The organism is Serratia quinivorans, assembly GCF_946227985.1.
Lineage (GTDB): Bacteria > Pseudomonadota > Gammaproteobacteria > Enterobacterales > Enterobacteriaceae > Serratia > Serratia quinivorans_A.
In genome coordinates, this window is sequence record NZ_CAMKGL010000001.1 from 340,213 (window position 1) to 357,755 (window position 17,543).

General features: G+C 57.4%; 13 protein-coding genes and 1 pseudogene. 10 read left to right on the top strand and 4 right to left on the bottom strand.

Translation table 11 applies throughout. From position 1 onward, the window contains the following. Positions 1-42: 42 nt before the first annotated feature. The gene (locus tag OCH02_RS01560; protein WP_261429410.1) at positions 43-1,074 is read right to left on the bottom strand and encodes a LacI family DNA-binding transcriptional regulator; all 1,032 of its coding nucleotides are present in this window, start codon (positions 1,072-1,074) and stop codon (positions 43-45) included. Positions 1,075-1,395: 321 nt separating this feature from the next. Between OCH02_RS01560 and OCH02_RS01565 the strand changes: the two genes are divergently transcribed. The 7 genes and pseudogenes from OCH02_RS01565 (at position 1,396) to OCH02_RS01595 (ending at position 9,567) form a co-directional block, all read left to right on the top strand. After that, positions 1,396-2,574 (top strand): Gfo/Idh/MocA family protein, encoded by a 1,179-nt coding sequence (locus tag OCH02_RS01565; RefSeq protein ID WP_261429411.1) that lies wholly within the window; start codon positions 1,396-1,398, stop codon positions 2,572-2,574. 21 nt (positions 2,575-2,595) lie between these two features. Continuing rightward, positions 2,596-3,536, top strand: a pseudogene (locus OCH02_RS01570) (sugar phosphate isomerase/epimerase family protein). A 160-nt stretch (positions 3,537-3,696) separates the two neighbouring features. After that, positions 3,697-4,887, top strand: a complete 1,191-nt coding sequence (locus tag OCH02_RS01575) for a sugar transporter (protein WP_261108703.1) — start codon at positions 3,697-3,699, stop codon at positions 4,885-4,887. Between the two features lie 191 nt (positions 4,888-5,078). Further along, complete coding sequence (locus tag OCH02_RS01580; RefSeq protein ID WP_261429412.1) at positions 5,079-6,500, top strand: MFS transporter; 1,422 nt, start codon at positions 5,079-5,081, stop codon at positions 6,498-6,500. Positions 6,501-6,652: 152 nt separating this feature from the next. Then, complete coding sequence (locus OCH02_RS01585; protein WP_261429414.1) at positions 6,653-7,474, top strand: alpha/beta fold hydrolase; 822 nt, start codon at positions 6,653-6,655, stop codon at positions 7,472-7,474. A 49-nt stretch (positions 7,475-7,523) separates the two neighbouring features. Further along, entirely contained in the window at positions 7,524-7,949 is a 426-nt protein-coding gene (locus tag OCH02_RS01590) for a DoxX family protein (protein WP_261429416.1), read from the top strand. Further along, a complete protein-coding gene (locus OCH02_RS01595; protein WP_261429418.1) occupies positions 7,942-9,567 on the top strand; it encodes an MFS transporter in 1,626 nt (541 codons plus the stop codon). The genes OCH02_RS01590 and OCH02_RS01595 overlap by 8 nt, the downstream gene beginning before the upstream one ends. Before the next feature lie 20 nt (positions 9,568-9,587). On the opposite strand, the gene OCH02_RS01600 is transcribed toward OCH02_RS01595, so the two are convergent. Next, positions 9,588-11,117 (bottom strand): MFS transporter, encoded by a 1,530-nt coding sequence (locus OCH02_RS01600; protein WP_261429422.1) that lies wholly within the window; start codon positions 11,115-11,117, stop codon positions 9,588-9,590. Positions 11,118-11,294: 177 nt separating this feature from the next. On the opposite strand from OCH02_RS01600, the gene OCH02_RS01605 reads away from it, so the two are divergent. After that, positions 11,295-12,182 carry a LysR family transcriptional regulator gene (locus OCH02_RS01605; protein ID WP_261429424.1) on the top strand — a complete coding sequence of 296 codons (888 nt, stop codon included), beginning with the start codon at positions 11,295-11,297 and terminating at the stop codon, positions 12,180-12,182. A gap of 49 nt (positions 12,183-12,231) precedes the next feature. On the opposite strand, the gene katG is transcribed toward OCH02_RS01605, so the two are convergent. Beyond that, positions 12,232-14,430: a catalase/peroxidase HPI gene (katG, locus tag OCH02_RS01610; RefSeq protein WP_261429426.1), complete on the bottom strand. Its 2,199-nt coding sequence runs from the start codon at positions 14,428-14,430 to the stop codon at positions 12,232-12,234. A 417-nt stretch (positions 14,431-14,847) separates the two neighbouring features. Continuing rightward, positions 14,848-15,408: a TetR/AcrR family transcriptional regulator gene (locus tag OCH02_RS01615; protein ID WP_261429428.1), complete on the bottom strand. Its 561-nt coding sequence runs from the start codon at positions 15,406-15,408 to the stop codon at positions 14,848-14,850. A 185-nt stretch (positions 15,409-15,593) separates the two neighbouring features. Here OCH02_RS01615 and OCH02_RS01620 point away from each other — a divergent pair, with 185 nt between their 5' ends. After that, positions 15,594-16,376 (top strand): SDR family NAD(P)-dependent oxidoreductase, encoded by a 783-nt coding sequence (locus tag OCH02_RS01620; RefSeq protein WP_261430778.1) that lies wholly within the window; start codon positions 15,594-15,596, stop codon positions 16,374-16,376. Positions 16,377-16,436: 60 nt separating this feature from the next. Then, on the top strand, positions 16,437-17,456 hold the full coding sequence (locus tag OCH02_RS01625) for an NADP-dependent oxidoreductase (RefSeq protein ID WP_261429430.1): 1,020 nt from the start codon (positions 16,437-16,439) through the stop codon (positions 17,454-17,456). Positions 17,457-17,543 lie beyond the last annotated feature (87 nt).

A 17,543-nucleotide genomic window follows, 5' to 3' on the forward strand; every position in this document is an offset into this window, starting at 1 on the left:
CTCAATTAGCCTTACCAAAGCTCTCGCCGTCCGTTGATATTATTATTGTTTAATATGCGACTGCCGGACGATTAATTCACCGTTATACAAACGTTGGCCGCCCGGTTCAAAAGCCTGCGTCAGGCAATGAATGCCATCGGCAATCAGCGACTGCATCGGCTGGCGATAGGTGGTCAGTTGATAACTGGGGGAGGCGGCCAGTTCAATGTCATCAAACCCCACCACGGCAATCGGCGCGCAGTCAGGCGTGGCGCGTATGGCGTCGATAACCCCCACGGCCAGAATATCGTTCTCACAAAAAATCGCCTCAACCCGTTGCTCCACCGGAGTGGTTGCCAGGTAGGCCGCGAAGGCTTCCATGCCGCACTGACGTTGATAATGCGGGGCCTGCAGCACCAGGCTGACGTCGCGTTGCTTTTCCGCCAGTGTAGCGCGGAAACCGTCAAGGCGGCGTAACTGGGTGGACTCGCTCACCGGCCCGGCCAGATAGCCCATGCGCTGATAATTTTGCGTCAGCAACAGTTCGCCAATTTCACGCCCGGCCTGATAGCCGTTGGTGGCCAACACCTGGATATAGGGGCTTTCGCTATAGCGATACAGCACCACCAGCGGAATATGGTGAATATCCTGTGCCAGCGTGATCAGCCTGTCGTTGAGCAGGGTGCCGAGAAACAGCAGGCCATCCACCTGCATTTGATCGGCCAGCGTCAGCACCGATTCATAGTCGTGTTCCGAGGTGATATTCAGCAGCAAGGCCATATAACCGCGGCTTTGCAACTGCCGGGTGACTTCGTCCAGCAGCGTGAAAATATGCGGGTTTTTTAGCTCGTCCGCCACCAGCCCGATGATGCGGGTGCTTTTTTTCGACAGGCTGCGCGCCAGCAGATTAGGGCGATAGCCCAATTCTCTTGCCGCGGTCTGAACGCGCAGCATCGCATGGGGCGAGATCGACGCCCCCTCGGTAAAGGCACGCGATACCGTCCATTTGGACACGCCGGCGCGGGCAGCCACATCACTGGCGGTCGCCTTGCGTGCAGTGGGCGCAGGGTGAGCGCCGGGTTTCTTCGTCATCATCTTTGCTCGTGATGAAAAAACGGTATGGGTTCAACAGATTAGCACAGCCTTGCCGGATGCGGGAGTTGCTGCAGTCAGCGGTGGGATCCCTGATGCAGGACAGGTCGCTATATTGATCCTTTGATCGGCAAATTGTGATCCTGAGCGGCAGATTTATCATGGCGTATTTGACTTATTTTTAACCCTCTCCAATAGTCCATCGCAAGTGGCATTTGTTTCGCGGTCAAGTTGCCACCCAATTTTGCACCCGGTTGCATTTAAAATTTGCACCCGGGTGCAGTACGGCGGAAAGATCAGAAACTTTGAGCTTCGGGAGCAACTATGTTGAATGGTGAAAGAAAAACGCCACGGCCTCTGCGTTGGGCGATGGTTGGCGGCGGGCGGTTGGGGCAGGTGGGTTATAAACACCGTTGCGGCGCATTGCGGGATAATACCGCCTTTGCGCTGGTGGCTGGGGCGTTTGATATTGTGCCGGCGCGCGGCCGCGAATTCGGCGTCAATCTGGGGGTGGCTGCCGAACGCTGCTATGACGATTACCGCACGCTGTTTGCTCAAGAGGCCGGGCGAGAGGACGGCATAGAAGTGGTCTCAGTGGCCACGCCAAACGGCACCCATTACGAAATAACCCGTGCGGCACTGCTGGCCGGGCTGCACGTGATTTGCGAGAAGCCGCTGTTTTTTACCAGCCGGGAAGCCTATGAAATCAAGGCGCTGGCAGCGGAAAAAAACCGCATCGTCGGCGTGACCTACGGTTTCTCCGGCCATCCGTTGCTGCTGCAGATGCGCGCGATGATTGCCAACGGGCAGATTGGCGAAGTGCGCATGGTAGATCTGCAATACACCCACGGTTTTAATGCCACCGACGAAGTCGATCGTCTCAGCGATGCGCAGAAATGGCGCATTGATCCCCAAATCTCAGGCCCGAGCTTTGTGCTGGGTGACATTTCCACCCACACCTATTACCTGTCCCAACTGGTGATGCCGCAGATGCAAATCAGCGAACTGCTTTGCGATCGGCAGAGCTTTATTCCCTCGCGTGCGCCGCTGGAAGACAACGCGCTGGTGATGATGCGCTATGCCAACGGTGCGGTGGGGCGCATGTGGGCCTCATCGGTCAATGCCGGTGCCATGAGCAGCCAGCGTATTCGCATCGTCGGCTCGAAGGCCAGCCTGGAATGGACCGACATCAACCCCAGCGAGCTGAGTTACCAGGTGCAGGGGCAACCCAATCAGACGCTGTATCGCGGCATGCCCTATCTGGACGAAACCTGCAACGCCTGGGAGCGGCTGGGGGCGCTGCATACCGAGGGGCTAACCGAGTCCTGGGCCAACATCTACCTGAAATTCGCCCTGGCGATTGATGCCTGCAACCGGGGCGATCGGCAGGCGCTGGATCAACTGGTGTATCCGGACATCGACGCCGGGATCGACGGTGTGCGCTGGATTGAAAACTGCGTGCGCTCGGCCGATCAGGGGGCTCGCTGGGTAGCCTTTGAATAAACCTTTTTGTGGAGACATAACATGAAGCTTTCTTTTTGTACCGATAGTCTGGGCCATCTGCCGTTTGAAGCCATGCTGGACAGGCTGGGCGAACTGGGGGTGTTTGGCGTGGAAATGACCACCGGTGGCTGGTCTTCGGCACCGCATCTGGATACCGTTGCGCTGTTGCAGGACGCCGGTAAGCGCCGACGGTTACTGGCGGCACTGGAAAGCCGTGGCATGAAGATTGCCGCGCTGAACGTTTCCGGTAACCCGCTTGAGCCGGGTGTTCTGGGTGAAAAGCATCGCCACGATACCGACAACACGCTGGCACTGGCCGCCGGCCTGGGGGTGAAGAAAATCGTCATGATGAGCGGATTGCCGCCCGCGGCCCCCGGCGACAGCATCCCCAACTGGATCACCTACACCGTCAGTTGGCCGCCGACGCTGAAAAACTGCCTGGACTATCAGTGGAATGAAGTGGCAATCCCCTACTGGCAACGGCTGGTGGATAAGGCGCAGGCGTTTGGCATCGAGAAGTTTGCACTGGAAAACTTCAGTTCGATGCTGGTGTGGAACCCGGACACCTTGTTCAGGCTGCGTGATGCGGTGGGGCCGATGGTCGGGCTGAATCTTGATCCCAGCCACCTGATTTGGATGGGGGCCGATCCGATAGCGGTGGCGCGTCGCCTGGGGACGCAATTCACCACGTACACGGCAAGGACGTAAGGCTGGAAAGGGGCATGGTGGCCGTCAACGGGCTGCTGGAAACCCGGCCGGTGGAGCAGGTGGCGGAGCGCGCCTGGAATTATGTGGCGGTCGGCTGCGGGCAGGATCTGCAGTGGTGGAAAGCGTTTTTCTCGGTGGTACGCATGATGGGCTATAACGACTGGGTGTCGCTGGAGATGGAGGATCTGACCATGTCGGTCGATGCCGGCATCAATACTTCGGTTGAGGCGTTAAAGCACTGTATCAGCCAGTAAAGGGCATCCGTTGTTGTCCAGGGTCTGCCGTTGTGCAGGCCGTGGATGGCAAAAGACTGGCGAAAAAAACAGGCTAATAAAAGTGTGACGCATATCGCATTTACCCGGCCAGTTGGTTAAAATATCGCTACTTCCCGCACCCGTCCGGATCCCGTTTAACATGGAACAAACTCAGGTCTCTCGCTCAACTGCCTGGTTGCGCGTGGTCATTCTTGCCGTTTCGGCCTTTATCTTCAATACCACCGAGTTCATTCCGGTCGGGTTGCTGAGTGATATCGCCCAAAGCTTCTCGATGCAGACCGAGCAGGTGGGGTTGATCATCACTATTTATGCCTGGATCGTCGCCGCCAGTTCGCTGGTGTGTATGCTGCTGACCAGCCGGATTGAGCGGCGCAAACTGCTGATCGGGGTATTCATCCTGTTTATTGCCAGCCATGTGCTGACCGCCGTGGCGTGGAACTTCACCACGCTGGTTATCTCGCGTGCCGGTGTGGCGCTGGCTCATGCGGTATTCTGGTCAATCACCGCTTCGCTGGCGATCCGGGTCGCTCCGGCGGGCAAGAAGGCGCAGGCATTGAGCCTGCTGGCGGGGGGGACCGCGCTGGCGATGGTGCTCGGCCTGCCGCTGGGCCGTATCGTGGGTCAAATCCTCGGCTGGCGCATGACCTTTATTGGTATCGCCGTCTGTGCCACGCTGGCGTTGGTGCTGCTGTGGCGCTTGCTGCCGGTGCTGAAAAGCGAGCATTCCGGCTCGCTGGCCAGCGTACCAATGCTGTTTAAGCGCCCGGCGTTGGTCAGCCTGTATATGCTGACCATCATTGTGGTGACGGCCAATTTTACCGCCTACAGCTATATCGAACCCTTTATTCAGACCGTGGCCGGGCTGTCGGAAAACTTCACCACCCTGATGCTGTTGCTGTTCGGTGCCGCCGGTATCATCGGCAGTCTGTTGTTCAGCCGTTTCAGCGAACGTTTCCCGTCGGGCTTTTTCATCGGCGCTATCGCCTTATTGATGCTGAGCCTGCTGCTGCTGTTACCGGCCTCCGGCGATGAAAATCACCTGACGGTGCTGTTTGCGGTATGGGGCATGGCGATTATGGCGATTGGCCTGTCGATGCAGGCCAGGGTCTTGAACCTGGCGCCGGACGCTACCGACGTGGCGATGTCGATCTATTCCGGGCTGTACAACTTTGGCATCGGCGCTGGCGCACTGCTGGGGAATCAGGTCAGCCAGTATCTGGGCATGGGTAACATCGGTTTTGTCGCTGCCCCGCTGGCGTTGATCGCCCTTGGCTGGTGCCTGCTGAACTTTTACCGCAGCGAACGCCTGCAACACCACCAAATCCGCTAACTTCCTGCCCTCTGATAGTGGGCCGCCGGCTCACTATCAGGCATCTCACCACGGCTTAAATTTTCTCTCAGCAAAACAGATTGCTGCAGTTTTTTATGCTTAATTACCTTTCATAGCCTGCTAATTAAATATTTAACTCCGACGCCGAGCCTATAGCATAGAAAAATAATAACTATGTTATGGCGAGGTTAATGGTGAGTGACTCTTTAGTTGCGGGAAGCGATGCGGTGGCCCAGTCACCGATCCATGAACGGGATTTGTCGGCAAGAATTGATGCGTTGCCGACCTCGGCCGGCCTGTGGAAGTTTATCGCTTTGCTGGCGTTGGGCGGTTTTTTTGAGCTTTATGATCTGTTTCAGACCGGCTATATCAGCACCGGTTTAATCGCCGAGGGGATATTTCATACCGGCGCGCAAGGCGTGTTCGGCGTCTCCGACCAGGCGGCGTTTGCCTCCGCCACCTTCCTTGGCCTGTTTATCGGCGCCAGCCTGCTCAGCCCCTATGCCGATCGCTTTGGCCGCCGCACCACCTTTATGTTTGCCCTGGCCTGGTATGGCGCGTTTTCGCTGTGCCTGGCTTTTCAGCATCAGGCAGAGTGGGTGATTTTCCTGCGCTTTCTGGTTGGCGTTGGGCTGGGGATTGAACTGGTCACCATTGATACCTATCTGACCGAGTGGGTGCCTGCGCCTCTGCGTACCCGTGCTTTCGCCTTTTCGTTTTTCATTCAATTTCTGTCGGTGCCAACGGTCGCGTTGATGTCGTGGTGGCTGGTACCGCAGACCATTCTGGGCCTGAGCGGTTGGCGTTATGTGGTGATCGCCGGTGCCGTGGCGTCGCTGGTGATTTGGCTGGTGCGTAAAGGCTTGCCGGAGTCTCCGCGTTGGCTGGCGCAGCAGCGACGTTACCCGGAAGTCAGGCAGGTGATGCTGGCGATGGAGCGCCGTTGCGGCGTGACCCAGGTGACGGAATTCCCATTGCGTGATGCTGAATCAGCGAGCGAAACGCCCGCGCAGGGAAGCTTTAAAGATATCTGGTCGCCGCGTTACCGGGGCCGCACCCTGATGCTGGTGGTGATGAATTTCTTCCAGGCGATTGGCTTCTTCGGCTTCGGTAACTGGCTGCCGGCCTTGCTGGCCGGAAAGGGCGCCTCAATCACCCACAGCCTGCTGTACGCCTTCTTTATCACCCTGGCTTACCCGCTGGGATCATTGTTGTGCAGTCGCTATGCCGACAAAATGGAAAACAAATGGCAGATTGTTCTTTCCTGCCTGGTGACGGTGATTTTCGGCTCGCTGTTTGCCATGCAGAATAATCCCCTGTGGCTGATTCTGTGCGGATTCTTCATCACCTGGTCCAATGCCTGGCTGACCTACAGTTACCACTCCTACCAGTCAGAGGTATTCCCAACTTATATCCGCGCCCGTGCGGTCGGATTCTGTTATTCATTCAGCCGACTGTCGACGGTATTCAGCAGCCTGATGATAGGCATGATTTTGCAATACGGCGGCTCGGTGGGAGTGATTGCGTTTATCGTTGCCAGCATGCTGATTGTGATGGTGGTGATCGGGGTGTTTGGCCCAAAAACGCGCGGTATCGATCTGGAAAATATCTGACCCCGCCACCCGGCGTTGTGCACTGAGGCAACGCCGGGATCTTCAGCAAAAAAACTCGCGATCATCCGAAAATAATTCCGTTATCACCGTTTCCTCTCCTGCCTTACTGTTAACCCGGAAGACCTACCCTTACCCCCACCGGGAGATAACCTATGAGCATCCTGACCACCCAAGATGGCACGCGTATTTTCTATAAGGATTGGGGCCGCGGGCAACCCATCCTTTTTTCTCACGGTTGGCCGCTATCCGCCGACGCCTGGGATAACCAAATGCTGTTCTTCGGCCAAAGCGGTTACCGCGTTATCGCGCACGATCGCCGCAGCCATGGTCGCTCCGACCAGACCTGGGACGGCAACAGCATGGACCGCTATGCGGACGATCTGGCGGAGTTGATCGAAGCGTTGGATCTGCGGGATCTGATCCTGGTGGGCCATTCAACCGGTGGTGGTGAGGTCGCGCACTATATTGGCCGTCACGGCAGCGCGCGGGTGGCAAAGGCGGTGCTGGTGGGCGCGGTGCCGCCGCTGATGCTCCAGAGTCCGGCCAATCCAGAGGGCTTGCCGATGTCGGCATTCGACGGCATTCGCAGCGGAACGGCAGAAAATCGCGCCCAGTTCTTCAAGGATCTGGCGGTGCCTTTCTACGGTTATAACCGGCACGGCGTGCAGGCCAATGCCGGGCTGACGGACAGTTTCTGGCTGATGGGCATGCAGGGCGGTGTGAAGGGGTTGTATGACTGCGTGCGTGAGTTTTCCGAGGTTGATTACACCGCGGATCTACTGGCCATCGACAAGCCGACGCTGCTGGTGCACGGCGACGACGACCAGATTGTGCCGATCGCCGCATCCGCGTTGAAAGCCGCTAAGCTTATCAGGCAGGTTGAATTGAAAGTCTATCCGGGCGCTTCGCACGGGCTGGCACAAACAGACCCTGAACGGTTTAATGCCGATCTGTTGGCGTTTATCCAGTCTTGACCCCTGTCCCCCCGGGCGGGGGGATTTTACCTGTGAACCGGAGCCGACCATGAACACTGCCGCTTTTATCTCTCGAGTCAGACAGACCGCTGATACGCCTTTCATCCGCGGGCTGATGCTACTGGCGATTTGCGCCGCCTATATCCAGGGTGGCCTGGTCAAGGCGTTGGATTTTAACGGTGCCATCGCGGAAATGACCCATTTTGGCCTACAGCCTGCAGCGCTGTTTGCCGGGCTGGTGGTGGTGCTGGAGCTGGGGGCATCGGCGCTGATCCTGACCGGTTTTTACCGCTGGCTGGGTGCGCTGGCGCTGGCCGGATTCACCCTGGCCGCCACGCTGATGGCTAACCGTTTTTGGGAAATGAGCCCGCCGGAGCGCTTTGCCGGCATGAACGGATTTTTTGAACATATTGGGCTGACCGGGGCACTGCTGCTGGTGGCGTTGTACGATTTAAAGGAGCAAAAAGATGGCTGAACCGGCTGAGAGCTCGGCTGCATCCGGCGGTTTCGCGCCGCTGAAGATCCCGGTATTCGCGGTGTTGTGGGGGGCCACGGTGCTGGGCAACGTCGGCAGCTTTATGCGGGACGTCGCCAGTTCCTGGTTGGTGACGGATTTGTCCTCTAACCCGTCGGCGGTGGCACTGATGCAGACCGCCGCCACGCTGCCGGTGTTTCTGTTGGCGATCCCTGCTGGGGTGCTGTCCGACATTCTTGACCGCCGTCGCTTTCTTATCTTTGTCCAGGTCCTGCTGGCCAGCGTCAGCGGCACTTTATTGCTGCTGTCGCAAAGCGGCGCGCTGACCGTCGAGTATTTGCTGGCGCTGACCTTTATCGGCGGCATCGGCGGGGCGCTGATGGGGCCGACCTGGCAATCTATCGTGCCCGAGCTGGTGCCGCGAGCCGATCTCAGAAATGCGGTGGCGCTGAACTCGCTGGGGATAAATATCGCCCGTGCCATCGGCCCGGCGGCGGGAGGATTGCTGTTGGCGAGCTTCGGTGCCGGTGCGGCCTACGGTGCCGACGTACTGAGTTATGTGTTCGTGGTGGCCGCCTTGCTGTGGTGGCGCAGGCCGAAGGTGGAGGACAACGGGCTTTCCGAGCATTTCTTTGGCGCTTTCCGCGCCGGTATTCGCTATGCCCGCGCCAGCCGTGAGTTGCATGTGGTGTTGCTGCGGGCGGCGGTGTTCTTCGTGTTTTCCAGCTCAGTCTGGGCGTTGCTGCCTTTGGTGGCGCGGCAGATGCTGGGCGGTACCGCCGGTTTCTATGGCATCCTGCTGGGCGCGGTGGGGGCCGGCGCGATCGGCGGTGCGGTACTGTTGCCAAGACTGCGTCAGCGGCTGAATGCCGATGGCCTGGTGTTATTGGCGGCAGTGATTACCGCCGTGGTGATGGCGTTGCTGTCGTTGGCCCCGCCGCAGTGGCTGGCGGTATTGCTGCTGCTGGCGCTGGGGGCCGGTTGGATTATCGCGCTGACCTCACTGAACGGCGCAGCGCAGGGCGTCTTGCCAAACTGGGTGCGCGGGCGCGGCCTGGCGATTTACTTGATGGTATTTAATGGCGCGATGGCTGCCGGTAGCCTGCTGTGGGGGTTGATTGCCCAGGAGATTGGCGTGGCCGCCACGCTGTTGGCGGGCGGTATCGGCTTATTGGTCATTTCGCTGCTGTTTCATCGCGTTCGCCTGCCGGAGGGCGAAGCCGACCTGCAACCGTCAAACCACTGGCCGGAGCCCTTACTCAATACCCCGGTTGAAAACGATCGCGGGCCGGTGATGATCCAGGTGGAATACCTTGTACGGTTGGAAGATCGCCCGCAGTTTCTGCGCACGCTGCAACGGCTTTCACGGGTGCGTCGCCGTGACGGTGCTTATGCCTGGGGGTTGACCGAACATACCGCCGATCCGCAGTGCGTGATGGAGTGGTTTATGGTGGAGTCCTGGGCCGAACACTTGCGCCAGCACCAGCGGGTTTCGCATGCCGATGCGGACTTGCAGCAAGAGGCGCTGCAGTTCCATATCGGCCCGGAGAAACCGGTGGTACACCACTTCCTGTCGCTTGACCTGCGGCACCTGGGGCGGCAAACGGCGAAAAAGTAAAACAGCTGCGGCGGGGCCGGTTACTCCGCCGCGCTATCGTGAGCATGCAAACGCCCCAATAGCCCAAATATCAGTAACGCGCAGGCGGCAGAGGCTATCGCCAGGATATACAGCAAGTTGCGGAAAGCCTGATCGTAGATCTGCAGCATTAACTGGCGTTGTCCGGGCAGCAGGGCGGCGGCACTGTTTAAATCACCCAGTGCCGCACGGTTGGCCGCCTCAACCCAATGTTGCGTGCCGCCATTGCCGGAGAGTGCTGCAAGCAGACCGCCCTGGATCAGCATGGCCAGTACCGCGCCGGCAATCGCAATGGCGATGCCGTCGGCCGAGACACGCACCGCGTTGAATATCCCGGTGGCCATGCCCGCCCGTTCTTTTTCCACCACGCTGACCGCCATGGCATCCATCAACCCCCAGGGCAGGCCGATACCGGTGCCGATCAGTAGCATCGGTGCTATCAGGCCGTGGCCGTTATGTGCTGTCAGTTCATGACCCAGCCAGGCCAGCCCGACGGCGACCAACAGCAACCCGATACCGGAGAGCACGCCAGAGGTAAAACGGTGTGCCAGCAGTGCCGCAAGAAAGGGCACGAACAGCAATGGAGCCGCCAGCGCAATCATGGTTTTACCGGCTTCGAGCGCGCTCTGCCCATCAATACCGATAAAACGCCCTGGCAGCATGACGATCAATACCACAAAAAAGAACGCTGGCGAGGCTGCCAGCACCTGAACCCCAATAAAGCGGGGGCTGCGAAACAGTGTCAGATCGAGCATTGGCCGTGCTACCCGCCGCTCAATCAGTACGAAGGCGATAAAAACCGCCAGCGACAGCAGTAAAGAACCGGCCACCGACAGGCTGCCCCAACCGTTTTCCGGCGCCAGCAGAATGGCGTAGGTGAACAACGCCAACGCGGCAGTAAAGCTAATGGCACCGGGCCAGTCCAACCCTGCCGCATGGGGATCGCGAGATTCCGTTGCGCTGAGCGCCACCAGTGCCAATCCCGCCAGGCCAATCAACGCGGTGGCGAAGAACACCCATGGCCAGCCTGCGGTCACCACCAGCCAGCCTGAGGCCAGCGGCCCAAAAGCCAGGCCAATACCGAATGTGGTGCCCAGCAGGCTAAAAACGCGGGTGCGAACCGGCCCGTGGAAACTCTGCGCCAGCGATGCCATCGCACCGGCAAAAGCCGCCGCACCGGCCAGCCCCTGCGCCAGCCGCAAAATATCTATTCCCACCACCGACGGGGCGAAGGGGATCATCATGGTCAGAATGGCGAACGCGCCCAGCCCGAACAACCAGACCCGTTTACGGCCATAAATGTCGGTCAGGCTACCGGCGGCCATCATGGCGCTGCCATAGGTAAGAATATAACCATTGACTACCCAACTCAGTTGTACGGCGCTGCCACCCAGCGAATGGCTGATGGAGGGCAAGACCACCGCCGGGCCGGTAAAGCTCAGTGGGATCAGGATACCGGTCAGGCAGGCGGCCAGTAATTGCAGCCATGCCCGGATTTCGATGCGGTCTGCGGTGGAGGTTATTTGCGTCATGGCGCTCATCTGTCTCTGGTGAAAAAAGCCCGCAAGCGGGTGCCGCGCAGCGCTAAGCGCCGGGTAATGGGCTGTCGACTGCGTTGCCATTAAGGTAATCCTTCCCTGAGTGGAGAAAAATAGGCTAAATTTCCATAGATATCGGACAAAAATGTCCGGAATAGAGGATCGCGCGTGATGGACAGTCTTAATGGCATTCTGGCGTTTGTGCAGGTTGCGGAAACACGCAGTTTCTCCGATGCTGCGCGGCAGTTAGGCGTTTCGTCTTCTGCGGTGGGTAAGAGCGTGGCGCGTATGGAACAGCGGCTGGCGGTGCGTTTATTTCACCGCAGCACTCGCAGTGTGACACTGACGGCAGAAGGAACGCTGTTTCTTGAGCGCTGCCGCCGCATTTTGGCGGAGGTCGCCGCCGCCGAACTTGAGCTGGTCGACAGCCGCGCCGCACCGCGTGGCAAGCTGCGCATTAGCCTGCCGCTGGTCAGTGGGTTGCTCATGCCGGTATTGACGGACTTTATGCATCAGTACCCGGATATCGAACTGGACGTGGATTTTTCCGATCGTATGGTCGACATCGTCGAAGAGGGGTTTGATGCGGTGGTGCGTACCGGTGAGCCGGCCGATTCGCGGTTGGTATCACGCCGGTTGGGCGGCTTTCAGCTGGTGCTGGTGGCGTCGCCGGATTATTTATCGCGGCGCGGTGTGCCAGAGAAACCGGCGGATTTGCTCAACCATGCCTGTTTACAGCATAAATTCCCTGCCACCGGGCGCTTTGAAACCTGGCCGCTGCTGGGAGAAGCCTTACCTGAACTGCCGGCGACCATGATCTGCAATACCACCGAGGCGCTGTTGCCCGTGGCGCAGGCCGGGTTAGGCATTGCTTGCCTGCCGGATTTTATGGTGAAGGCGGCGTTGCAGCGAGGTGAACTGCAAAAGGTGCTGGAGGCGTTTGTCGAGCACCAGGGCGCTTTTCGCGTTATCTGGCCATCCAGCAAATACCTGGCGCCCAAACTGCGCGTTTTTATCGATTTTCTTGGTGAACGGTTATTCCCGACCAGTGGGCCATAAAAAGCCCGCTTAAGTGACCTTAAGCGGGCTGGGTTACTGCCGTTCTCATTTAGGCCAGATCAAAACGATCGAGGTTCATCACCTTATTCCAGGCGGCGACAAAGTCGTATACAAAACTCGCCTGAGCATCCGAGCTGCCATAGACTTCCGCCAGCGCGCGCAGTTGGGAATGCGAACCGAAGATCAGATCGGCGCGGGTCGCCGTCCACTTGAGCGTGCCGGTTTGGCTGTCGTGGCCTTCGAACACGCCATCTTCGCCTGCCGCTTTCCAGGTCGTGCCCATATCAAGCAGATTAACGAAAAAGTCGTTGCTCAGTGTCTGCGGACGTTGGGTCAGCACGCCGTGCTGGCTCTGACCGACGTTGGCGTTTAACACCCGTAGCCCGCCCAGCAGTACCGTCATTTCCGGTGCCGTCAGCGTCAGCAATTGTGCTTTGTCGACCAGCAAGGCTTCGGCCGGAATGTTGAACTGGCGCTTCAGGTAGTTACGGAAACCATCGGCAACCGGCTCCATGGCTTCGAAGGAGTCGACGTCGGTCTGTTCCTGCGTGGCATCCATACGGCCCGGTGTGAAGGGCACGCTTACCGGATGACCGGCGTTGGCTGCAGCCTGTTCGACCGCTGCGGCACCGGCCAGCACGATCAAATCCGCCAGCGAGACGCGCTTGTTGCCCGCCTGGGCATTATTGAACGCCCGCTGGATTTCTTCCAGCTTGGCCAGCGTTTGCGCCAATTGCGCCGGTTGGTTGATTGCCCAGTCCTTCTGCGGCGCAAGACGAATGCGCGCACCGTTGGCACCGCCGCGCTTGTCAGACCCGCGGAAGGTGGAGGCTGAAGCCCAGGCGGTGGAGACCAGGACCGAGATCGGCAGGCCGGAACCCAGGATGCTGGTTTTGAGATCGGCGATATCCTGATCGTTAATCAACTGATGGTCGACGGCCGGGATCGGATCCTGCCAAATCAGCGCTTCGGCCGGCACTTCCGGGCCGAGATAGCGGGCGCGTGGCCCCATATCGCGGTGGGTCAGCTTGTACCAGGCGCGGGCGAAAGCATCGGCGAGCTGGTCAGGATGCTCATAGAAGCGACGTGAGATCTGCTCGTATGCCGGATCAAAGCGCAGCGACAGGTCAGTGGTTAACATGGTTGGGCGCTGTTTCTTTGCCGGATCGAACGCATCGGGAATGGTCTCGCCAACGTCTTTGGCCACCCACTGGTGGGCACCTGCCGGGCTCTGCGTCAGTTCCCACTCGTATTCGAACAGGTGTTTGAAGAAGTCGTGGTTCCACTGGGTCGGCGTGGTGGTCCAGGTGACTTCCAGGCCGCTGGTGATGGCATCCTTACCTTTACCGGTACCGAAGCTACTCTGCCAGCCGAGGCCCTGCAGCTCCAGGCCTGCGCTTTCCGGATCGTCGCCCACATGTGAGGCCGGGCCTGCGCCATGGGTTTTGCCGAAGGTGTGGCCGCCGGCGATCAGCGCCACGGTTTCTTCATCATTCATCGCCATTCGGGCAAAGGTCTCGCGAATGTCACGGGCGGCAGCGACCGGGTCCGGGTTGCCATCCGGACCTTCCGGGTTAACGTAAATCAGGCCCATTTGCACCGCTGCCAGCGGATCTTCCAAATCGCGATCGCCCGAATAGCGGCTGTTCTGACCACCGCTCAGTTCCAGCCAGATTTTTTCCGACCCCCAATAGACATCATCCGGCTCCCAGGTATCGGCACGACCGCCGGCATAGCCGAAGGTTTTAAAGCCCATGGATTCGAGCGCGACGTTACCGGTCAGGATAATCAGGTCAGCCCAGGAAATTTTGCGGCCGTATTTTTGTTTGATTGGCCACAGCAGGCGACGGGCCTTATCGAGGCTGACGTTGTCGGGCCAGCTGTTGAGCGGTGCAAAACGCTGCTGACCTTCACCTGCGCCGCCACGGCCATCGCCGATGCGGTAAGTCCCGGCGCTGTGCCAGGCCATACGGATAAACAGGCCGCCGTAGTGGCCGAAGTCTGCCGGCCACCAGTCTTGCGAGTCGGTCATCAGGGCGTGCAGATCCTGTTTAACGGCGGCCAGATCCAGACTGTTAAAGGCTTTGGCGTAATCGAAGTCGGGATCCATCGGGTCGGAAAGGGAAGAGTGCTGGTGCAGCGGTTTCAGGCTAAGTTGGTTGGGCCACCAGTCCTGATTCGAAGGGCCGCGGCGCGGCGTGTTCGGTTTACCGCCACCCGAAAATGGGCATTTGCTTTCAGTTGTCATGATGCGCTCTCTGCTTCTGTAGGTTCGCTCACCAGGCCCGGTCTGCCGGTACCTGGGGAGCCGTTAGCTTGACATCGCGGGTAACTGCCCGCGTCGGGTGTTGCGCTAATGGTTTTTCTAATCAACTGATTTTCAATAATAAGAGATGAGGTTTTCGCCAACCGCTGATGGGGCTCGCACTGACACTCAACTCTAAGCTTAGTCAGTGGATGCAGATAGATAAAATAGGAATGGTTGAATGTTGTAATAGTCTGTGACTATTGAATTGTTGTTGATTGATAGGGTTTTCTGGTGGGAAGGCCGGGCAGGTGTATCGAATAGTGATAAACAGGATGATCACCTGCCGGGTGATCTTTGTGACAATAAGCCTGTTATGGCCTGATTTTCGGATGCCAACTCCACTGATTAATCGGAAACTCAATCCTCATGGGCTTTCTGATTGAGAATACGGGAGCGGCAAACGTCCAGAATCTCATCTGCCAGCGCGGAGTCATCAGGGCAGGCACGAGACAGCACCAGAGCACCGACGAGATGTGCGATGGTATCGATCAGGTCAGCACGGGTGATGTCACTCTCGCCATTTTCATTGGCTAAAAGGGCCAACTGACGTTCAATGCCCGCAGCAAACGTCGCCTTAATGGATTCAGATTGGCGGGCCGTATCGGTGCCTAGTGCCGACATCACACAACCCTTGCCCCTATCATCACGATGCTGGCGGGAGAGATAGCTTTCAACAAATTTTTCCCGACTCACACCCGCGGTACTTTCTGCTGAGCGCGTAAAACCGCAGCTCATTGCCTCCGACATTAAATCAGCCTTGGAACCGAAGTGCTTATAGAACCCGCCGTGAGTTAAACCTGCCGCAGACATCAGTTCTGCTACGCCCACGCCGTCGTAACCCCGCTCACGAAACAACTCTGAGGCTGTTTCAACAATACGTATTCGGTTTGCACGAACCTGTTCTTTAGAAACCCTCATTGCTCTGCCTCATCTTCTAAAACGCATGTCGCAAGTATACATTGATGATGATCGTAATCAAACGGATTGACTTTTTAGATTATGATCATCATCATTGCGTTTGTTCCTTTTGTCGCCACTATCGCGGTTCTACAGACATCGCAGTTTGCGAATTTTATTTACGCATTAATAAACAAGGGCAATTTATGACTAAATCAACAGTTCTGATTACAGGCGCTTCCACAGGCATTGGTGCCGTATACGCTGAACGGTTCGCACGCCGGGGCCATGACCTGGTTCTGGTCGCCCGCGACAAGACAAAACTTGATGGCCTTGCCGAACGCTTGAGACAAGAAAGCGGTATTGCTGTCGACGTTCTGCCTGCGGATCTCACACAAGCGGATGATTTAGCGACTGTTGAAGCTCGTTTACGTGATGACACGCGGATAGGCATTCTTATCAATAACGCGGGTATCGCGCAGTCGGGCAGCTTTATAGAACAGACCTCTGATTCGATTGAGCGGCTTATCGCGCTTAATGTGACGGCTTTAACGCGACTGGCCGGTGCAGTGACGCCACGGTTTGTGCTGGCCGGCGAGGGCGCTATCGTCAACATCAGTTCCGTCGTCGGACTCGCCCCTGAATTTGCAATGTCGGTTTATGGCGCAACCAAAGCCTTTGTCCTGTTCCTGTCTCAGGGCATGAATATTGAGCTGTCACAGAAGGGGGTTTATGTTCAGGCGGTGCTCCCTGCCGGGACTTACACGGATATTTGGCAACGTGCAGGTATCGACACCAACACTTTGCCCCAAATGATGGAAGTGGGTGAATTGGTTGATGCGGCTCTGGTTGGTTTTGATCGCCGTGAACTCGTTACCATTCCACCTTTGCAGAATGCCGCACGCTGGGACAACCTCGATGCTGCCCGTCAGACTCTGCTATCGGATATCAAACAAGCTGAAGCCGCAGAGCGATATAAAGCCCTTTAGACAATAAAGGGTCCTGCTCAGAACAATCGTTCAGCTGCCTGCACGGCAGGGGGAAAAAAAATGAATAATAAGACGATGAAAGCCTTCACCTTTAAGCGCTACGGTAAATCTCCTGAATTAGGGTTTGATAACGTAGATTATCCTTCGCTCAAGGCTAATGAAGTCTTGGTTAAAGTTTACGCTGTGGGCCTAAATCCAATCGACAATATGATCCCAACCGGAATATTTAAGCCGGTTCTGCATTTTAAGCTTCCTGCAATATTGGGTAGCGATCTGTCTGGGGTTGTTATTGCCGTGGGAAGTCGCGTGACGCGTTTTGCCCCAGGCGACGAAATCTATGCCAGTATTTTCGATACGGGAACGGGCTCTCTTGCCGAATTTGCCGTGGTGCCCGAGAGCGCTGCGGCTATAAAGCCGGCAAATCTGGATTTTGTGCAGGCGGCTTCGCTCCCTATGGTTAGCCTCACGTCCTGGCAAGCTCTGACCGAGCGTGTCAGGCTACGGCCTGGTCAGAAGGTTTTCATCCCGGCAGGTTCTGGAGGGATAGGCACCTTTGCCATTCAACTGGCGAAGCAATTGGGCGCAACCGTGGGGACGACAACCAGTGCGGGCAATATCGAATGGGTGAGGCGTCTGGGGGCTGACGAAGTCGTTGACTATAAAAAAGAGGAGTTCGAAAAAGTATTGGTTGGCTATGATGTGGTACTGGGTACCCTCAGGGGGGATACGATTGAAAAATCCACCCAGATCCTTAAGCCAGGCGGCAATATTGTTTCTCTCATCGGGCCGCTGGATGTCAAGTTTGCGCGGGCTCGAGGGTTAAATTTCTTTCTGACTTTTATCTTCAGGCTTATGAGTCGCAATATTATGCGTCTTTCAAAAAAGCGAGGCTTAACCTATACGTTTCTTTTCGTTCGGCCAGAAGGCAGTCAGCTCAGCCAAATAGGTAAACTGGTGGAAACCGAACAAATCAAACCCGTGATCGACAAGGTATTCCCCTTTGCTCAAACAAAGGAGGCTCTTGCCTACCTTGCCCAGGGACATGCGAAGGGAAAAGTGGTTATCAAGATGCAGGATTAATTCCTTATTCTATTGATGCCGTGTTGCCGTTGTCGGATAAGTGGCTATCATCTTTCCTTTACCCCCTTGCCGCTGCTGAAAGGATTG

What these genes read in the sequence shown, in the direction of transcription:
- OCH02_RS01560 (WP_261429410.1), bottom strand. Translation starts at nt 1,074, where the DNA reads ATGATGACGAAGAAACCCGGCGCTCACCCTGCGCCCACTGCACGCAAG.
- OCH02_RS01565 (WP_261429411.1), top strand. Translation starts at nt 1,396, where the DNA reads ATGTTGAATGGTGAAAGAAAAACGCCACGGCCTCTGCGTTGGGCGATG.
- OCH02_RS01575 (WP_261108703.1), top strand. Translation starts at nt 3,697, where the DNA reads ATGGAACAAACTCAGGTCTCTCGCTCAACTGCCTGGTTGCGCGTGGTC.
- OCH02_RS01580 (WP_261429412.1), top strand. Translation starts at nt 5,079, where the DNA reads ATGGTGAGTGACTCTTTAGTTGCGGGAAGCGATGCGGTGGCCCAGTCA.
- OCH02_RS01585 (WP_261429414.1), top strand. Translation starts at nt 6,653, where the DNA reads ATGAGCATCCTGACCACCCAAGATGGCACGCGTATTTTCTATAAGGAT.
- OCH02_RS01590 (WP_261429416.1), top strand. Translation starts at nt 7,524, where the DNA reads ATGAACACTGCCGCTTTTATCTCTCGAGTCAGACAGACCGCTGATACG.
- OCH02_RS01595 (WP_261429418.1), top strand. Translation starts at nt 7,942, where the DNA reads ATGGCTGAACCGGCTGAGAGCTCGGCTGCATCCGGCGGTTTCGCGCCG.
- OCH02_RS01600 (WP_261429422.1), bottom strand. Translation starts at nt 11,117, where the DNA reads ATGACGCAAATAACCTCCACCGCAGACCGCATCGAAATCCGGGCATGG.
- OCH02_RS01605 (WP_261429424.1), top strand. Translation starts at nt 11,295, where the DNA reads ATGGACAGTCTTAATGGCATTCTGGCGTTTGTGCAGGTTGCGGAAACA.
- katG (WP_261429426.1), bottom strand. Translation starts at nt 14,430, where the DNA reads ATGACAACTGAAAGCAAATGCCCATTTTCGGGTGGCGGTAAACCGAAC.
- OCH02_RS01615 (WP_261429428.1), bottom strand. Translation starts at nt 15,408, where the DNA reads ATGAGGGTTTCTAAAGAACAGGTTCGTGCAAACCGAATACGTATTGTT.
- OCH02_RS01620 (WP_261430778.1), top strand. Translation starts at nt 15,594, where the DNA reads ATGACTAAATCAACAGTTCTGATTACAGGCGCTTCCACAGGCATTGGT.
- OCH02_RS01625 (WP_261429430.1), top strand. Translation starts at nt 16,437, where the DNA reads ATGAATAATAAGACGATGAAAGCCTTCACCTTTAAGCGCTACGGTAAA.